Here is a 16,391-nt window from a genome sequence, read left to right on the forward strand (position 1 = left end):
ACACCAAGAAGGACACCGACTGGAACCGACTGGAAAGGACACTGCCATGAAGAAGCTGCTTAATACCGCCGACTCCTTTGTCCGTGACACCATGGAAGGCATTGAGTCGGCCTACGGAGACCGGGTGGGCCTGCTCGACGGCGACTACCGGGTCCTGGTCTCGCGGTACCCGACCCGCCAGGACAAGGTTGGCGTCGTCACCGCAGGGGGCAGCGGGCACCTTCCCCTGTTCCTGGGCTACGTGGGCCAGGGTCTGCTGGACGGCTGTGCCGTCGGGGAGGTCTTCGCCTCGCCCTCGGCGCAGAAGATGGCTGACATGATCCGGGCCTGCGACCGTGGCCGCGGGGTGCTGTGCCTGTACGGCAACTACAACGGGGACCTGTTCAACTTCCGGATGGCTTGTGACGACGTCGAGCTTGACGGTATCAAGACCCGCCAGGTGCTGGCCCGCGACGACGTCGCCAGCGCACCCCCGGACTCCGCCTCCAGGCGGCGCGGCGTGGCCGGGCTGGTCCTGGCCTTCAAGACTGCGGGAGCGGCTGCGCAGGAGGGGATGGGCCTGGAGGAGGTCGCTGTGGTGGCCCAGCGCACGCTGGACCGAACCCGCACCATCGGCTTCGCCCTGTCCCCGTGCGTCGTCCCCCGGGTCGGTGAGCCCACCTTCAGCGTTGGCGAGGACGACATCGAGGTCGGCATGGGTATCCACGGCGAGGCGGGTATCGAGACCCGGCCCATGATGAGCGCCCACGAGGTGGCTCAGCTCGCGGTGGAGACCATTGAGGCGGACATGCCCCTGTCCGAGGGCGAGGAGGTCTGCGTCATGGTCAACGGTCTGGGGGCTACCCCGCTGGAGGAGCAGCTCATCGTCTACCGCAGCGTGCACTCCTTCCTGAGCGCCCGCGGGGTCAGGATCGTCATGCCCCACGTGGGGGAGTACGCCACCTCCATGGAGATGGCGGGCCTGTCGGTGACAGTCCTGCGCCTGGACGAGCAGCTGCGCAGCCTGCTTGAGGCTCCGGCGGTCTCTCCGTTCTACGCCGCCGCCAGCGTGGGTGCCAGGTAGGAGGACGTGCTGTGCTCACCACGGACACTCTTTCCGAGGTCTTCACCTCCGTCAGTGCTGTCATGACGCGCAACCGCGACTACCTTGTCAGCCTGGACCAGGTAGGCGGTGACGGCGACCTGGGCGTCTCCATGGACGACGGGTTCGCAGCGGTAGCCAGCTTTCTTGGCAGCAGCGCGCCGAGGGACCTGGGCCAGGCCTTCCGGCAGGGGGCGCGGGTCCTCAACGAGGCCGCGCCGTCCTCCCTGGGGACGATCCTCAGCTTCGGTCTCATGGGGATGGCCAGGTCCCTGCGGGGACTGAGTGAGGCGGACCTGTCCACCACCACGAGGGCGCTGCGGGCTGGGACACAGACCATCATGGCCCGGGCGGAGTGCGCCCCGGGGGAGAAGACGGTCCTGGACGCGTTGCTGCCTGCGGTGCAGGCCCTGGAGGAGGCGGTCGGTATAGCGCCGCAGGCAGTGACGCAGGGCCGGGAGGGCTCCTCGGCTGGGGAGGCGCCTCTGGTCGAGGAGGGGACCCTGGCTGACCCGGTCACGGCTGCCCTTCGCCGGGCTGCCCAGGCGGCGGCTGCCGGATCGGCGGCAACCCGGCAGATGCGCGCGGTTCACGGCCGCGCGGCCTACTCCGCCGACCGCAGCGTGGGTGTCCTGGACGGCGGGGCTGAGGTCGGCAGGCTCCTCTTCGACGGCATCCTCGCCTGGAGGACGGCTTGCCCCGGGCAGGAGTGACGCGTGGCTCGGCGCGGCGGGGGTGGCTCGGGGTGTGTCAGCGGTGGTGGAGGTGCTCGCTGACGGCGATGTAGAGCAGGTGGGCCAGGGTGTGGGTCTTCATGTTGTCGTAGCGGCGCTGCCAGTCCAGTTCCAGGTCCACCACGTCCCCGGTGGCCAGGTCGTGGCCGGGCAGGGTGTGGACGACCACTGCCGCAACGGGGACGGGGGCACCTGTGCCCACCTGCTCCAGGCGGGTCCTCTCGCGGCGCAGGCGTGCCACCTGGTGGCCGCCGACGCGGCCGGTGTCGGCGGCCTGCCCGCCGCCCTCGGGATAGAACAGAGTGCGGTCGAGGATGACGTCCTCCCCGCTGACCTCGGTGACGGTTGCCGTGGTCTCGGCCATGTAGGGATCGTGGTTGTACAGGAGCTCGGTGTGATCGTCAGAGCTGGTCGTCATGTGTGGATCATCCTTACAGGATGTCTGTGTACAGTCCGCCCCGGTCAGGGAAGAAGGTAAGAACAGTGCTGTTGTCTCCCAGGCGCTCTAGCAGTCTCAGGGATGCACAGTACGCAACTCCCGAGGAGCCACCAACAAATATACATGCTTGGCTAGCCTTCTGCACGAGGAAATAGCCTCACAGTCCTTCACCCGAATAGCCTCCTGGACTAAGTTCATTGAGTTCTGGATGACCGCTGGAACTCTGTTCTGGTCGCCGACTCCCCGAATGACTGAGGAACCGGGGGAGCCCCCAAAAGTGATTGACCCCTCACGGTCTGCCGCGTAAGAAGGGGCACCGTGCTTCCTCAGCATCTCCGCTAAAGCCGTGAAGTGGCCTCCGCTGCCTACGGCAAAACAGCCCGCGTCTATGGGTGCAGATCCATGCAGTTTCAACCGTAGCCTCGGGACTAACCAGCGCCGATAAACTTCCGGATTTAAAGGCGAGTCGTTTTGGTTCGGCCAGTAGTAGTCGCTGTTAGTCGAGAGAATTTCAGTTAGCAGGTCGTCTCGGCTTTGCTGCATCCCTAAACTAGGATGAGGGATACTTACGAGATGGATCACGGCTTGAAGGTGGTCAAGTTTTCGTAGCGTTATTTTGGGAATTCCGATATCAGAAATGAGGTGGACTCTGTGGCCAAGAAGTTTACCTGCGTAAGCGAGCCCCACACCCAGAGAGCCGGAAGTGGACTCTATAACTGGTTGCCCAGGTGCCAGTAGTCCCTCCCTTCTTGCCAGCAGAAGCAAGCCAAGGCCAAGGATGGACTTAAAACTTGATTCCGTTGCAGGGGAGCCAAATATTGCGCGAATCTGACCATTCTGTTTCGGTAGGGTAAGTATTCTAAGATCGCAAAACTCATGAATCCTGGCTTCTGCCTCGTCCAATGAAATTGGTGTACACATAGTGTCTACGATTCCATTATTTCTCTAGATCGATATATTGCGGCAAGAAGAGCGCATACTCCCAGAACTTGGGTCGCTGTCAAAATTTCGTCGAACAGAATGTAAGAGTATAGGGCTGCAGCAACCGGCTGTAATAAAATGAAGAGTGATGCAAGTTGTATACTAATGTACTTAACACAGTGGGCCATCAATGTTTGGCCCAACAGTTGCGATGATACTGCGAGTCCAAGCAGTATCGACCAGCCCCGTAGAGTCTCCGGAGTGGCGTTCTCTCTAGCAATGGCAGAAACAAATAGGCAACCGACACCGCACCACACGCCTAATATAGTCATTACTTTTAAGGCAGAATGTCGTTCGCGTAAACTTTTGGTTACCAGAAGGAATGCGGCATAGAAAAAAGCTGTAGCAAGAGCCAACACATTTCCAATGAGATGGTTAATGTGTAGGGCGCCATTTGCCATAGTGAGCATAAGAAGGCCGGATATCGCAACAAGAGAAGGAAGCAGAAGGCGCCTGTCGGGCCTTTCCCTAAATAGTAGCCACATATAAAGTGCGACTACAAAGGGCACGAGATTTGCCAACAAATTGGATTCTGCGAGAGTGGTATAAAAGAAAGAAATATTCCAAAGGCAGAGATCTGCGCATAAGAACATTCCACCATCAAATACCAGAATATTATCTCTGGCATTTAGTCTTCGGGTGCTTTTCGGCTAATCTTCTTTTATGTTCCTTCGGTTACTTGTAGCAAGATGAAGTGTGCCGAGAATGGGTGCGGCAATTAGTGATCGGTACCCACCGGTTGCCATGGGTCCGATTTCGCTGTAACGGACAAATACGCCTCCTAATGCTAAGCAGCAAACTGCTAGCACAACACCAGATATCGGTAGTATGCTATTCTGGGTCAACTTGGCGATGCGCATTGGGGAATGAGCGTTACGGTTTCTGTCTAACAACACGTGTTTTATACTCCATATTCCAACAGCGTCAAGACGGGCATTGGTGCGCTATTCTCATTTTCTAACAGGCATTGCTGAATGTAAGACACTTTTTCATCAATAGTTTCGTCTTCGGAAGGAAGCATCATCCCTATGGCAGTCCCGCTGTGTGCTACGCATACTCCAAGTGCATCAGTCTCAAATAACAGCGATAGCGCTTTGTCGAAAGACTCCTTAGGGAGGACTTTTTGATGTATTTCAGCACTTTCAGTGGCGATTGACCCAACTGCCTGGCGGTCGTTTTGCATTAACGCTACGTGCATTCTCTTATATAGATCAGAGTATGTGCAAGCCAGAGACTCATTTGGGGTGATTTCTTTGTGAAACTTCTCCGTATCTATAAATCCTCCTTCGTCAACACCTACTATGGTTATTCCCATTCTTGTTTTGTAGCGTTGAAGTACCTTATGTTGACGCTGGGCGCAGGAGACTATGCCAGGACAAGTGAGGTGCTCGCCTCGCTCTATAGTAGACGCAATATGTGTGGTTAGTGCTGAAGCAATAGGGGTTGGCGTCCCCGGAAAGAAGCGCCGAAGAAATGCGTTAGTTGTAGCAATAATATCGGCGGTAGAACTAGAACAGCCCTTTCCGACGGGGATGTTGGAACTTAAGTTCAGTTCCATGGAGGTTATATCAACTCCTGTTTCATCTGCTAGTTTTTGGAGAGCAGTCATAGATTTCTGCTTGTGAGTGGAGGTTCCTTTTCGTTGGTTTGAGACTGTTCTCAGTGATGCTGTAGTTTGAAGTTCTTCGACCGGCAGCGTATACAGAAAGTGCTGAAACTCATTATCGTTCATGGTGTACCCTTGAAGAAGTTCTCCAAATGTTCCATGGACGCAGTTTCTGCAGTTTGTATGGTTCTGATTGCGACGAAGGTGTCTCGGCTTATAAGTATTGAAGATTCTTTTGTTTCTGGACGTTCCAGCCATGTAGTCAATATTACATGGTGCCTGAAATGACGTCAATAGACGTCCGGAGCGTGGACAGGCGGGAAGCGATTCAAAATAGGTGCGTTTGTGCTCGGTATGCTGGGGTGTGTGCCAGTTTGGCTCGTGATTTCGTGCAAGATACTGGGAAAATTTTGTCTATAAACAATAGTGTTTGTCGTTCGTCTATAAGACGCTGGCTGTTGTGAGTTGTGATGGTGGCGCTGTAGGGTGAGAGCTAGGGGCGGAGCCGGGGTCTGTATGGGGCAGGCGGTGCCAGAGCGTCCCGCTTGACAGAAGGGTTGTGCCGACGATATTCCACCAAGGAACGACGTGAGGCCGCAGGGCCGTCTGCGGTTGTTGCCCCGGGGCTGGATGGGTGCCTCATCGCTTCTGTGGCAGCCGAGGCCAATATCGCCCGCTAGGTCCTGCCAAAGTGGGTGAGGCGCTACTGTGGCGCCGACTGGCGGCTCTCCAGGATCGCTCCACTGCACCCACCAGACGGCCCGCGCAGACTCCGCCCGCCTGATGGTTGTGGTCACCGACAAAGTAGCCAGCCGGACCTCTTTCCTCGCCAGGCACATACCCTCACTGGCCTTACGCCACCAGTGTATCCCGGCGTCTGCGCGCCCCGCCTGGGCCGCCACCGCCATGACCCTCACAGAGAAGTGCAGTTTTAGAGGGGCGCAGTTCACCCTAGGCCCTAGAGGCCGGGCTTGCATACCCGGATCGTACGGTGGGGACGGGACCTGCCAGGTTCTTCATTTGGACAGGAACAACCCGGGTCAACCTCACGTCATTAGGCCGACTCCCCGGCTGGCAAGCGACGCGGGACGCTAGCCCCTGGCCGTCGCGCCTCGGCCGGGAGGTGTCCTGGCCCTGACCTCCTGGCCCCTGGCCCTGACATCGTGGACGTGCTGGAGGATCGAGGAGGCAGTCTCGTCGTCGGTGACCAGGCCGCTGAGGATGCCGCCGCGTACCGCGCTGACGACAGCCTCTACCTTGTCGCTGCCGGCCGCCACCCCGATGACCAGGGGGATCTTCTTGAGGTCGCGCAGCGGCAGGGCGAGGGTGCGCGCCGTCAGCGGCGTGGGCACGTGACGCCCGCGGGCGTCGAAGTGGTGGTCAAGAATGTGGCCGGTGGCCCCGCCTGCTCGGATCGCCTCCCTCACTTCCGCCGTGAGGTACTCCGCCAGGATGTTTCCTGCCCCGTGGGCCTCGATCCCGGCAACCCCCACCAGCGCCACATCGGCCCTCGCGGCCAGGGCGAGGACGGTGGCCACCTTCTCCTCACGCATGAGCGGCTGCAGCAGGGCCGGATCGTCCACCATGAGGGGGACCGCCATCCGGGCGGTCTTGGCGCCCAGCCTCTGGGCGATACGGCTGCACACCGTGGGAGCGTCCCGGCCCCAGGCGGGCAGGCCTCCCGGGACCGAGCCCAGCAGCTGGACGATCGTGCACCCGGGGCGGGGGACCGGGCGCAGGTGCCGCGCCGTGGCAGCCACCGAGCGCCCGTTGCCCACGGCCACCACCTGGCCGTCCGTGATGGTGTCGGTGAGGAGCTCGGCGGCGCCGCGTCCGATGGCGTCGAGGATGTTGTCGTCGTGCACCGGCGTGACCCGGACGACCTGAAGGGGCAGCGCCTGGCGCAGTCCCCGCTCGACAGACAGGATCCTCTCCAGCGGGTGCGAGATGGAGATCGTCACGATTCCCGTCTCCCGGGCCCGGGTCAGCATGCGAGAGACAGTGGCACGCGAGTACCCCACTCGGCGGGCGATCTCAGCCTGAGTGAGCTGCTCCTCGTAGTACATGCGGGAGACTCGCAGCAGCAGCTCGATGTCGTCTCGTCTGCCAGCGTCGGCCACGGCACCATCGTAGAGCCTGGCTCCGGGGTGCAGCAGGCTCCGGTGTCGACAGCCGAATCAAGGTGCGAGAAAAGGCGTTACAGAGAGGTGCTCGGGTGCACGTCTTTTCGGGCGGGGGCAGAGGGCGGCAGCACAGGTGGCAGGAGACGCCGCAGAAGTGCGTCATGATAGGTCCATGACAACACCGCCGAACCCTCAGCAGCCCAGCCAGTACCCCGGTGCCTCCGGCCAGTACCCCGGTGCGCAGCAGCCCCAGCCCGGCTACGGCCAGCCAGGAGGCCAGCCTGGTGCTGCACCCGGCTACGGCCAGCCGGGCTACGCCCAGTCCGGCTACGGCGTGCCCGGCTATGGCGCGCCGACAGGTCCTGCCATGGGGGTGGGTGACGGCCTGTCCTGGGCCTGGTCAAGGCTCAAGGCCAACCCGCTCGTGCTCGTTGTCGGCTTCATCGTCTGGACGGTCCTGTCAAGTATCGGCTTCAACGCGGAGACGACCGTCAACGGTGAGACCTACAGCTACGGTCTTGGACTAGGTTTCCTGGGCAGCCTGCTCAGCTTTGTGCTCAGTCTGCTCGGCACCATCGCCCTGGCCAGTGTCGCGCTCCGGACCGCCGCCGGGCAGCGGGTGACCTGGAGCGACTTCGTGTCCTTCCCGAACCTGGGCGGAGGGCTCCTCGCGGGCCTCCTCAGCGCTCTGGCTGCTATCCTGGCTGGCGTCCTGACCTTCTTCCTCCTTGGCGCTGGTGGGATCATCGTCGCCTACCTGCTGCACTTCGCCGTCTACGTCACCACGGACAAGGGGGTGAACGGCATTGAGGGCATAACCACGTCCACGAGCCTCCTCGCTGGCAACGCGGGCCAGCTCATCCCCTTCGCGCTGGCCGGGTTCGGCCTGCTGGCCCTCGGCGTCGTCACGGTCGTCGGCTGGGTCGTCACCGTCCCGCTCGTCGAGCTCATGACCGCCTACGCCTACGTGCGGGTCCAGGGCCACGACGTCGCACGCTGACCCGGTTCGTCGGGACCATGGGGTGGCGTGGCCCAGGATGCGTGAGGGCAGGAGGCCCAGGGCGGGTCCGGGTGTCGCCGAGGCTGGTGATCGTCGCCCCGTCCGCCGGGCGCTCCGCCTCCAGGACGGCCAGCGACCCGACCCAGGCGAGCAGGACCGCCCCGCTGGCGGCGTAGACAATGACCCTGCCGCGACCCTGCCGCGCAGTGCCGTGCCAGCCGTGCGGTGGAACAGCCGCAGCACCAGCACGAGGCGCAGCAGCCGCTGCCGATCGTGCGGCTGCGTCCGGGGCGCGCTGCCCGCAGCCCTGAGGACGCCCTGGTGCCGTGGCCCCTACGTGACAGCTTGGCTCAGGCAGGAGTAAAGTCGCACGCGTTTGTCCACGTGTCTGTCCACGTGTCGCAGCATGCTCGGGTCTCGCCTCTGGCTGAGCCCCGGGTGCTGCGTGAGGTGTCACGTGGCGGATCCGGCGCGCTGCCGACGCTGGCTGGCAGCTGCTGACGGCTTGTTGACGAAGGAGCGATCCGTGCACCTGGAGTGGTGGTCTGTCCTGCCCTTTGCGGCCATGCTGGCCAGCATCGCCGTCCTGCCCCTGGTCCCCGCCACCTCGCACTGGTGGGAGAGACGCTCCAGCCAGCTGTGCGTGGCGCTGGGGCTGGGGCTGCCGGTAGCCGCCTGGATGTGGGTGGCCGGGGGGTGGCAGGTCGTCTTCGCCTCCGTGGTGGAGTACGCCCAGTTCATCGCCCTGCTCCTGTCCCTCTTCGTGGTCTCCGGAGGGATCTTCCTCAAGGGCGACATCCGGGCCACCCCGCGCAACAACGTCATCTTCCTGGCTGTGGGTGGGGTCATCGCCTCCTTCGTGGGGACCACCGGCGCCGCCATGCTGCTCATCCGTCCCCTGCTGGCCACCAACAAGGAGCGCCGCTACCGGGTCCACACCGTGTTGTACACGATCTTCGTCGTGGCCAACTGTGGGGGGCTGCTGACCCCGCTGGGCGACCCGCCCCTGTTCCTAGGGTTCCTGCGCGGCGTGCCTTTTACCTGGACCTTCAGCCTCCTGCCGGAGTACCTCTTCGTCAACGGCATGCTGCTCATCAGCTACTACGCCCTGGACTCCTACTACTACGCGCGCGAGCCTGTCGCTGCCGTCGCTGCCGACGAGACCGACATCGAGCCCCTGGGGCTGAAGGGGTCCGTCAACTTTGTGTTCTTCGCCGTCATCATTGCCGCAGTGGCCTTCGCCCCCTCGGTGGACACCGAGGCCATTGAGGCCGGCCACGCCACCCTGGCCTCCTGGTTGCCTGTGCGCGAGGCGGTCATGCTCGCCGCCGCAGCGGCCTCCTACCTCCTGGGTGACCGGGAGACCCGCTTCGGGGACAACCAGTTCACCTGGGCACCCATCGCCGAGGTCGCGGCCCTGTTCATCGGCATCTTCCTCACCATGATCCCGGCCCTGCACTACCTGGACGAGGTTGCCGGGCGGCTGCCTCTCAACGAGGTGACCTTCTTCGTGTTCACCGGGGGGCTGTCCTCCATGCTGGACAACGCCCCCACCTACGCGACCTTCTTCGAGATGGCCGGGCAGGTCGCCCACCCCGGCGGGGCCACGGTGGCAGGCGTGCCCGAGGCCTACCTGGTCCCCATCTCCCTGGGCGCGGTGCTGTGCGGCGCCATCACCTACATCGGCAACGGCCCCAACTTCATGGTCAAGTCCGTCGCTGACGCCGACGGCGTGGACATGCCCTCCTTCGGCGGCTACGTGCTGCGCTCCTTCCAGCACCTGGTCCCTGTCATCGCCGCCATGGTCCTGCTGTTCCTCGCCCCGGGGGCCTGGTGGCGGGTGCTGGGGGTCGTGGTGGTCGTGGCCCTCCTGGCCCGTGACGCCAGGCTGCTGACCCGTTCGCGGCGCCTGGCGCTGGCCTCTCCGGAGGAGCAGGCGTCTCGGCCGGGTCGGCGCGCCCAGTCAACAGAAACGTCATAGGACAACATGGTGCCGCGTTGTCCTATGACGTTTCTGTTGACCGGGGTGAGTGCGCGCCCGCCTGCTGCCGGGCTAGCGCGTCCCGGGAGCCGTGACGAAGTCGATCAGCTCCTCCATGCGTCCCAGGAGGCTGGGCTCCAGGTCCTTGTAGGAGCGGACCCGCCCCAGGATCCGCTTCCAGGCGTGAGCGACGTCCGCCTGGGAGTCGTGCGGCCACCCCAGGGCCTCCAGCGTCCCGTGCTTGATGTCGGTGCCTCGTGGCACCTGCGGCCAGGCGCTCAGGCCGAGGCGCTCGGGCCTGACTGCCTGCCACACGTCGACGTAGGGGTGCCCCAGGACGAGGACGTTGTCGCCCCCAGGCATGGCGGCGACCTCCTGGGCGATACGTGACTCCTTGGAGCCGGGTACCAGGTGGTCCACGAGCACCCCGGCGCGCCTGGAAGGGGAGGGGGAGAACTCAGCCATGACCCGCGCCAGGTTGTCCACCCCTTCCAGCAGGAGGACCACGACCCCCTCGTGGCGCAGGTCGTCCCCCCAGACCTTCTCCACCAGCTCGGCGTCGTGGCGGCCCTCCACCCAGATCCGTGAGGCTCGTGCCACCTTGGCTGTCCTGGCCTCCTCTCCCTCCACGGCGTAGGAGCCCGAGGCGGTCAGCCTGCGCCCCGAGGCGCTGAGCGGACCAGTGGGCTTGCGCCTAGCAGGTGCGGGAGGCTCCAGGACCACAGGACGCCCCTCGACCCAGAACCCCGGTCCCAGGGGAAAGGCGCGGCGGGTGCCGTGGCGGTCCTCCAGGACCACCAGGTGCTGGCCGCCCGATTTCTCCACCGCGACCGCCGCACCCACGAAACCAGTCTGACGGTCCTCGACCACCAGGCCGCGTGAGACCCGCAGGGGGACTGACTGCGGACGGACGGCTGCCGGACCCACCCGGTGCGGGTCGGCTGACAGCACGTCGCTGCCGTAACGGTCGGCGGAGGAGGGCCGCCGCAGCGGACCCCGCGCCGTTGAGGCCGGAGCAGAGGAGGGCGGAGCCGGGACGGGCCGAGGTGGTGCGGCCGGAACCGGGGGAGCTTGGCCCGGTACCGCCGTCCGGCTCGTCCCCGTCCCCCGCGCCTGGGCGGTGCCCGCCTGGGCACGTGCGCGCAGGGCGGCACGGCGGGCCGCAGTCGAGCCAGGGACCGGCTGGTGGTAGGGAGCGGGAGTGTTCACCCTCGGCACGGTAGGGGAACCTCACGGCCTGCAGGCGGCGGACCCGCCGTCGGGCGGCGTAGGATGGCACTCACACCCGGTGAGTGCCAGATGCGCCGCAGGCAGCGGCGCGTCCAGCGCGAAGCCGGCGCCGGGCAGACGGAGCCAGTCGGGGCCGGGCGGAGCCTAGGGCGCACGCCGCTCGGTGGCACGCCGTAGGCCCGTAGGGCTGTGTTGCCACGGGAAGTAGCCACGGGAAGGAGACGGGCGCATGGCAGACGACCGCCGCCTCAAGGTGCTGTCTGCCATCGTCACCGACTATGTGCGTACCCGTGAGCCTGTGGGGTCCAAGGCGCTGACGGAGCGCTACCACCTGGGGGTCTCCCCGGCCACCATCCGCAACGACATGGCCAGCCTGGAGGACGAGGGCTACATCCTCCAGCCCCACACCTCCGCCGGCCGGGTGCCGACAGAGAAGGGCTACCGCCTCTTCGTGGACCAGGTCGCACGCGTCAAGCCGCTGTCGGCGCCGGAGCGGGCCGCCATCGCCGCGCTCCTGACGGGCGGGGTGGATCTGGAGGAGGTGGTGGCCCGCACCGTGCGTGCGCTGGCCCAGCTGACAGGACAGCTGGCGGTGGTGGAGTACCCCAGCCTGAGGCTGACCGCCCTCCAGCACCTGGAGCTCGTGGCGCTGGCCCCCGGCCGCGTCCTGCTGGTCATCATCACCGACACCGGCCGTGTGGAGCAGCGCACCGTCACCCTGGCCCCTGCACATGAGGAGCACACGGACCGGCACCGGTCCCAGCCGCTGCCTCCGGCGGTCCTGGAACGGGTGCGTGCCCGGCTCAACTCCGCCCTGGTGGGACGCCGGGCGGCCGAGGTGGCTCCGGTGCTGGCCTCCCTGGCCCGGCAGGTGTCCGTTGAGGAGCGGCTCCTCCTGACGGCCGTGACTGACGAGCTCGTCTCGGCGCTGCGGCCGGACGCCGAGGAGCGCCTGGCGGTGGCCGGGACCGCGAACCTGGCTCGTGCCGTCCCCGACTTCTCCTCCCTGGGCCCGCTCCTGGACGCCGTCGAGGAGCAGGTGGTCCTGCTGCGCCTGTTCACCGAGTCCTCGATCCGCCGTGAGCAGGGCGGGATGAGGGTGTCGATCGGCTCGGAGAACGACGACGACGCCCTGGCTGAGGCCTCGGTGGTCACCGCCGGCTACGGGCCGGCACAGGGTGACGCGGTCGCGCACCTGGGGGTGATCGGTCCCACCCGCATGGACTATCCGGCCACCATGGCTGCGGTGCGGGCGGTAGCCCACTACCTCTCCCGCTTCCTCTCACCGCCCCGGGAGGAACGCTCTGAGGAGGACTCTGACAAGGACCAGGAGGGCTGGTAGCCCCACCGGGACAAGACCCAAGACCACGGACCCATCCCACGACGGACACGAAGGAAGCGCACGACGTGAGCAACTACTACGAGGTCCTGGGTGTCAGCCGCGAGGCGGACGCTGAGGAGATCAAGAAGGCCTACCGCAGGAAGGCTCGTCAGCTCCACCCTGACGTCGCGGGACCAGGCCATGAGGAGGAGTTCAAGGCGGTCTCGACCGCCTACGAGGTCCTCTCCGACCCTGAGAAGCGTCAGGTGTACGACCTCGGTGGCGAGGAGGCGCTGCACGGGGGCGGGTTCGGTCCGGGCGGGTTCGCCGGTGCCGACTTCGGTGACCTGGGAGGGATCTTCCAGTCATTCTTCGGGGGAGGTGCGGGCTCTCGCGGCCCCGCCTCACGCGCTCGGCGTGGTCAGGACTCCCTGGTGGCCGTGGAGGTCGAGCTCTTCGACGTCGCCTTCGGGGCCACCCGTAGCGTCCCCATCGACACCTACGTCATGTGCACCACCTGCGGGGGCTCCTGCTGCGCGCCGGGCACAGACCCGGTGACGTGCTCCCAGTGCAACGGGACGGGCAGCATCCAGCGCATGACGCGCACGCTGCTGGGCCAGGTCATGACCTCCTCGCCATGCCCGGGCTGCCAGGGGTACGGGACGGTTATCGTCACCCCCTGCAAGGACTGCTCGGGGGAGGGCCGCAAGCACGCCCACCAGGACCTGGAGGTGGCGATCCCGGCAGGAGTGTCCACCGGGACCCGTATCCGCATGTCGGGCCGCGGGGAGGCTGGCCCCGCGGGCGGACCCAACGGTGACCTCTACCTGGAGATCCACGAGAAGCGCCACGACTTCCTGGAGCGCGACGGTGACGACCTCTACACCGAGCTGCGCGTGCCTATGACAGCGGCGGCCCTGGGTGCGCGGTTCCCCCTCCAGACCCTGGACGGCGAGCGCCAGGTCACTGTCAAGGCGGGAAGCCAGCCCGGTGACGAGATCGTGCTCGATGGCCTGGGCGTGGGCAGGCTGCGCCGCAAGGGCCGGGGGGACCTGCACGTGACGGTGGTGGTGGAGACCCCGACCGGTCTTGACGACCGTCAGCGTCAGCTGCTTGCCGAGCTGGCCAGCCTGCGGGGCGAGGACGACGTCGCCCCGCCCAGGGAGGAGTCCGTCATGGGCAAGCTCAAGGAGCGCTTCACCGGGCGGTGAGACGGTGAGGCCGGGCCCCTGCGCGCCACCCAGGGCGGGCAGGTTCTGACCAGTCTCGTGCGAGGGGCTCAGGCCTCTGGGGTGCTGGTGCGAGTACCTGTCCGCGTGGCGGACATCGGGGTAGGACGGGCGCCGAAGATCGCCTGCCCCACGCGCACGCAGGTCGAGCCCTCCTCGACGGCCGTCTCAAGGTCCCCGCTCATGCCCATGGACAGCAGTCCCGGCCCCACCGTGCCCGCCTGTGCCGCCTCGTCCCGCAGCTGACGGACCAGGCGGAAGCACTCACGCACACGCGCCTGGTCCGTGGTGTGGGCCGCCAGGGTCATGAGGCCTTGGACCCTCAGCGTCGGGTACGCCTGGAGCTGCGCCAGGAAGCCCGGGACCTCGGTGGGCTCCAGGCCGGACTTCGAGGCCTCGCCGGAGGAGTTGACCTGGACGTAGACGTCCAGGCTGCGCCCGGAGGCCTGGAGGCGACGGTCCAGGGCCTGGGCCAGGCGCAGGGAGTCCAGTGACTGGAGCTCGTCGGCGACGGCTGCCGCGTCCCGGGCCTTGTTGGTCTGGACGTGGCCGATAAGGACCCACGCGATCCCCAGGTCAGCCAGGTTGCCCGCTTTGCGCCGTGTCTCCTGGACCTTGTTCTCGCCCATCTGGGTGGCGCCTGCCGCGTAGGCTGCCCTCAGCCGCTCCTCCGGGACAGTCTTGGACACGGGTAGCAGGCGGATTTCCGCGGGGTCACGCCCAGCCCGCCAGGCAGCGGCGTCGATACGGGCACGTACGGCGGCCAGCCTGCGGCGGAGCTCCTCCACCGACGCGGCGGTATCGGTACCGGCGGAGCCGGTACCGCTTACCAGGGTGCTGTCACCGATAGGTACCGAGCCGGTCCCGTCACCGGCCTCGTCGGGGACACCGGTGGGTACGGGAGAAGATGTCATGAGCAACGACGCTACACCCATGCGACACCGGTACCGTGCGGCACACGGTACTGCGAAGCGGCTTGCGCTGGTCGTAGCCTGGGACGTGTGAGCGCGCCCGTCTTTGTCGTCACTCCTGGCACGGTTGAGCCCGCTGGCTCCTCTGCCCGGAAGGAGCCCCCTGCCGTCCCTTCCCCGTCTGGTTCTCGACCCGGTCCAGGGGCTGGTCTCGTGCTCACCCTCCTTGGCAGCGGCGACGAGCTCGTCCTGACTGGTACTGAGGCGCGCCACGCGGTGACCGTGCGGCGGCTTCGCGAGCCCGAGCGGGTGGACCTGGTTGACGGCTCGGGGCTGCGGCTGGTGTGCACGGTGACGTCTGCCGGGGACGGCGCCAGGGACCGGCTCGGGGTGCGGGTGCTGGAGCGGGTGGTGGAGCCCGCGCCCCTGGTGCGCCTGGTCCTGGTCCAGGCCCTGGCCAAGGGAGGGCGTGATGAGCAGGCGGTGGAGACCGCCACCGAGGTGGGGGCTGAGACGGTGCTGCCCTGGCAGGCCAGGCGGTGCGTGTCCGTGTGGCAGGGGGCCAGGCGGTCCAGGGGGCGGCAGCGCTGGCAGACCACTGCCCGGGAGGCGGCCAAGCAGGCCCGTCGCGCCGTCGTGCCCCAGGTTGAGGAGGTGCGGTCCACCGGTGAGCTGGCCCAGTGGGCACGTGCGACCACGCAGGCCGGGGGAGTGGTGGCGCTGCTCCACGAGGAGGCGAGAGCACCGCTGTCCGCCCTTGCGGGGCCGGGGCAGGACGGTCGGCCGGTGTTGGCGGTCATCGTCGGACCTGAAGGTGGTATCGAGCGGGAGGAGGTCGCCGTCCTTGAGGAAGCGGGGGCGATGACGGTCCGCCTGGGACCGCACGTCATGCGTACGGCCTCAGCGGGGCCGGTCGCCCTGGCGGTCCTGGCCCAGCGTGCGGGCCTGTGGGAGCCTGCGGGTGCGCCTGGCACGGAGGTGGCCGGGTGAGCCCCCGGGGGCGGCGCCCGGCCGGCTCCCCCGACGCCAGGGAGGCGATCCTGGCCGCCGCACGTGCTGCCTTCGCCCGTGACGGCTACCAGACGTCGCTGCGGGGGATCGCCCGCCAGGCAGGCGTGGACCCAGCCCTCGTCCACCACTACTTCCCTGACCGGGCCTCCCTGTTCTCTGCCGCAGTCATCTCACCGAGCGCGGGGGTCGAGGCGGACCTGGGCGCCAGGGCGGCCGAGGTGGCCCGGCTGCCTGCACAGGACATCGGTGCCAACCTGGTGCGGTACTTTGTCTCCCTGTGGGACGAGGTCGGGGCGGACCGGTTCGCCGCCGTTTTCCGGGCCGCCACGAGCAGCCAGGACAGCCTTGCCCCGGTGGCCGGGTTCATCTTCGGTGGGATCCTCGGCCCTCTGATGGAGCGAATCTCCCCGGACAGGCCCCAGCTGCGCACTCAGCTCGTCGCCAGCCAGCTCATCGGCCTGGGGCTGGTCCGCTGGGTGGTGGGTGCGGAGCCGCTCGCCGCCCTTGACGTGGAGGAGCTGGTCGCCCTGGTGGGGCCGACCCTGCACCGCTACGCCGTCGGCCCGCTAAGGGCTGAGGAGACCGGCCAGTAGGCGGGCGTTCAAACGCGGCACCTGGGGGTGCTACAGACCGCAGTTGCACATCATCACCGCCCTGGGTCGGCCTGCTGAGAGGCCGCTAGCCCAGGACTGCGGCGTTCTGGGGATCGCGGCCCTCTCTGTTCAACCTGAAGATGTGCAGCAA

Annotated in this window: 15 protein-coding genes; 8 read left to right on the forward strand and 7 right to left on the reverse strand. The window is 66.1% G+C overall.

The annotated features are described in order from the left end of the window. The first annotated feature begins 46 nt into the window (after positions 1-46). Together CWS50_RS04920 and CWS50_RS04925 are read left to right on the forward strand one after the other, a co-directional pair. Positions 47-1,063 carry a dihydroxyacetone kinase subunit DhaK gene (locus CWS50_RS04920; protein WP_127841888.1) on the forward strand — a complete coding sequence of 339 codons (1,017 nt, stop codon included), beginning with the start codon at positions 47-49 and terminating at the stop codon, positions 1,061-1,063. A gap of 11 nt (positions 1,064-1,074) precedes the next feature. Then, entirely contained in the window at positions 1,075-1,794 is a 720-nt protein-coding gene (locus tag CWS50_RS04925) for a dihydroxyacetone kinase subunit L (protein ID WP_206610472.1), read from the forward strand. A 37-nt stretch (positions 1,795-1,831) separates the two neighbouring features. On the opposite strand, the gene CWS50_RS04930 is transcribed toward CWS50_RS04925, so the two are convergent. From CWS50_RS04930 to CWS50_RS04950, 5 genes are all read right to left on the reverse strand, one after another. Beyond that, positions 1,832-2,233, reverse strand: coding sequence for an alanine--tRNA ligase-related protein (locus CWS50_RS04930; protein ID WP_127841889.1), 402 nt, complete (start codon positions 2,231-2,233; stop codon positions 1,832-1,834). Positions 2,234-2,329: 96 nt separating this feature from the next. Beyond that, positions 2,330-3,175 carry a pyridoxal-phosphate dependent enzyme gene (locus CWS50_RS14055; protein WP_218973402.1) on the reverse strand — a complete coding sequence of 282 codons (846 nt, stop codon included), beginning with the start codon at positions 3,173-3,175 and terminating at the stop codon, positions 2,330-2,332. Positions 3,176-3,180: 5 nt separating this feature from the next. Next, entirely contained in the window at positions 3,181-3,828 is a 648-nt protein-coding gene (locus CWS50_RS13450; RefSeq protein WP_341472738.1) for a DMT family transporter, read from the reverse strand. Positions 3,829-4,136: 308 nt separating this feature from the next. Beyond that, a complete protein-coding gene (locus CWS50_RS04945; RefSeq protein WP_164860081.1) occupies positions 4,137-4,967 on the reverse strand; it encodes a GHMP family kinase ATP-binding protein in 831 nt (276 codons plus the stop codon). A 965-nt stretch (positions 4,968-5,932) separates the two neighbouring features. Further along, a complete protein-coding gene (locus CWS50_RS04950) occupies positions 5,933-6,961 on the reverse strand; it encodes a sugar-binding transcriptional regulator (protein WP_127841891.1) in 1,029 nt (342 codons plus the stop codon). A 175-nt stretch (positions 6,962-7,136) separates the two neighbouring features. On the opposite strand from CWS50_RS04950, the gene CWS50_RS04955 reads away from it, so the two are divergent. Next, positions 7,137-7,964, forward strand: a complete 828-nt coding sequence (locus CWS50_RS04955) for a hypothetical protein (RefSeq protein ID WP_243118469.1) — start codon at positions 7,137-7,139, stop codon at positions 7,962-7,964. 526 nt (positions 7,965-8,490) lie between these two features. Then, the gene (locus tag CWS50_RS04960; RefSeq protein ID WP_127841892.1) at positions 8,491-9,945 is read left to right on the forward strand and encodes a sodium:proton antiporter; all 1,455 of its coding nucleotides are present in this window, start codon (positions 8,491-8,493) and stop codon (positions 9,943-9,945) included. Positions 9,946-10,017: 72 nt separating this feature from the next. Here CWS50_RS04960 and CWS50_RS04965 read toward each other — a convergent pair whose 3' ends face one another. After that, positions 10,018-11,163: a DUF3097 domain-containing protein gene (locus tag CWS50_RS04965; protein ID WP_206610474.1), complete on the reverse strand. Its 1,146-nt coding sequence runs from the start codon at positions 11,161-11,163 to the stop codon at positions 10,018-10,020. Between the two features lie 241 nt (positions 11,164-11,404). Between CWS50_RS04965 and hrcA the strand changes: the two genes are divergently transcribed. Both hrcA and dnaJ read left to right on the forward strand, forming a co-directional pair. Then, entirely contained in the window at positions 11,405-12,517 is a 1,113-nt protein-coding gene (hrcA, locus tag CWS50_RS04970) for a heat-inducible transcriptional repressor HrcA (RefSeq protein ID WP_127841893.1), read from the forward strand. 65 nt (positions 12,518-12,582) lie between these two features. Continuing rightward, positions 12,583-13,707: a molecular chaperone DnaJ gene (dnaJ, locus tag CWS50_RS04975; RefSeq protein ID WP_127841894.1), complete on the forward strand. Its 1,125-nt coding sequence runs from the start codon at positions 12,583-12,585 to the stop codon at positions 13,705-13,707. A 68-nt stretch (positions 13,708-13,775) separates the two neighbouring features. On the opposite strand, the gene CWS50_RS04980 is transcribed toward dnaJ, so the two are convergent. Beyond that, positions 13,776-14,639 (reverse strand): YggS family pyridoxal phosphate-dependent enzyme, encoded by an 864-nt coding sequence (locus tag CWS50_RS04980; RefSeq protein WP_127841895.1) that lies wholly within the window; start codon positions 14,637-14,639, stop codon positions 13,776-13,778. A gap of 87 nt (positions 14,640-14,726) precedes the next feature. Between CWS50_RS04980 and CWS50_RS04985 the strand changes: the two genes are divergently transcribed. Beyond that, a complete protein-coding gene (locus CWS50_RS04985; RefSeq protein ID WP_127841896.1) occupies positions 14,727-15,626 on the forward strand; it encodes a 16S rRNA (uracil(1498)-N(3))-methyltransferase in 900 nt (299 codons plus the stop codon). After that, positions 15,623-16,240, forward strand: a complete 618-nt coding sequence (locus CWS50_RS04990; RefSeq protein ID WP_127841897.1) for a TetR/AcrR family transcriptional regulator — start codon at positions 15,623-15,625, stop codon at positions 16,238-16,240. The genes CWS50_RS04985 and CWS50_RS04990 overlap by 4 nt, the downstream gene beginning before the upstream one ends. Positions 16,241-16,391 lie beyond the last annotated feature (151 nt).

The sequence above is a fragment of the Actinomyces wuliandei genome (genome assembly GCF_004010955.1).
Classification (GTDB): domain Bacteria; phylum Actinomycetota; class Actinomycetes; order Actinomycetales; family Actinomycetaceae; genus Actinomyces; species Actinomyces wuliandei.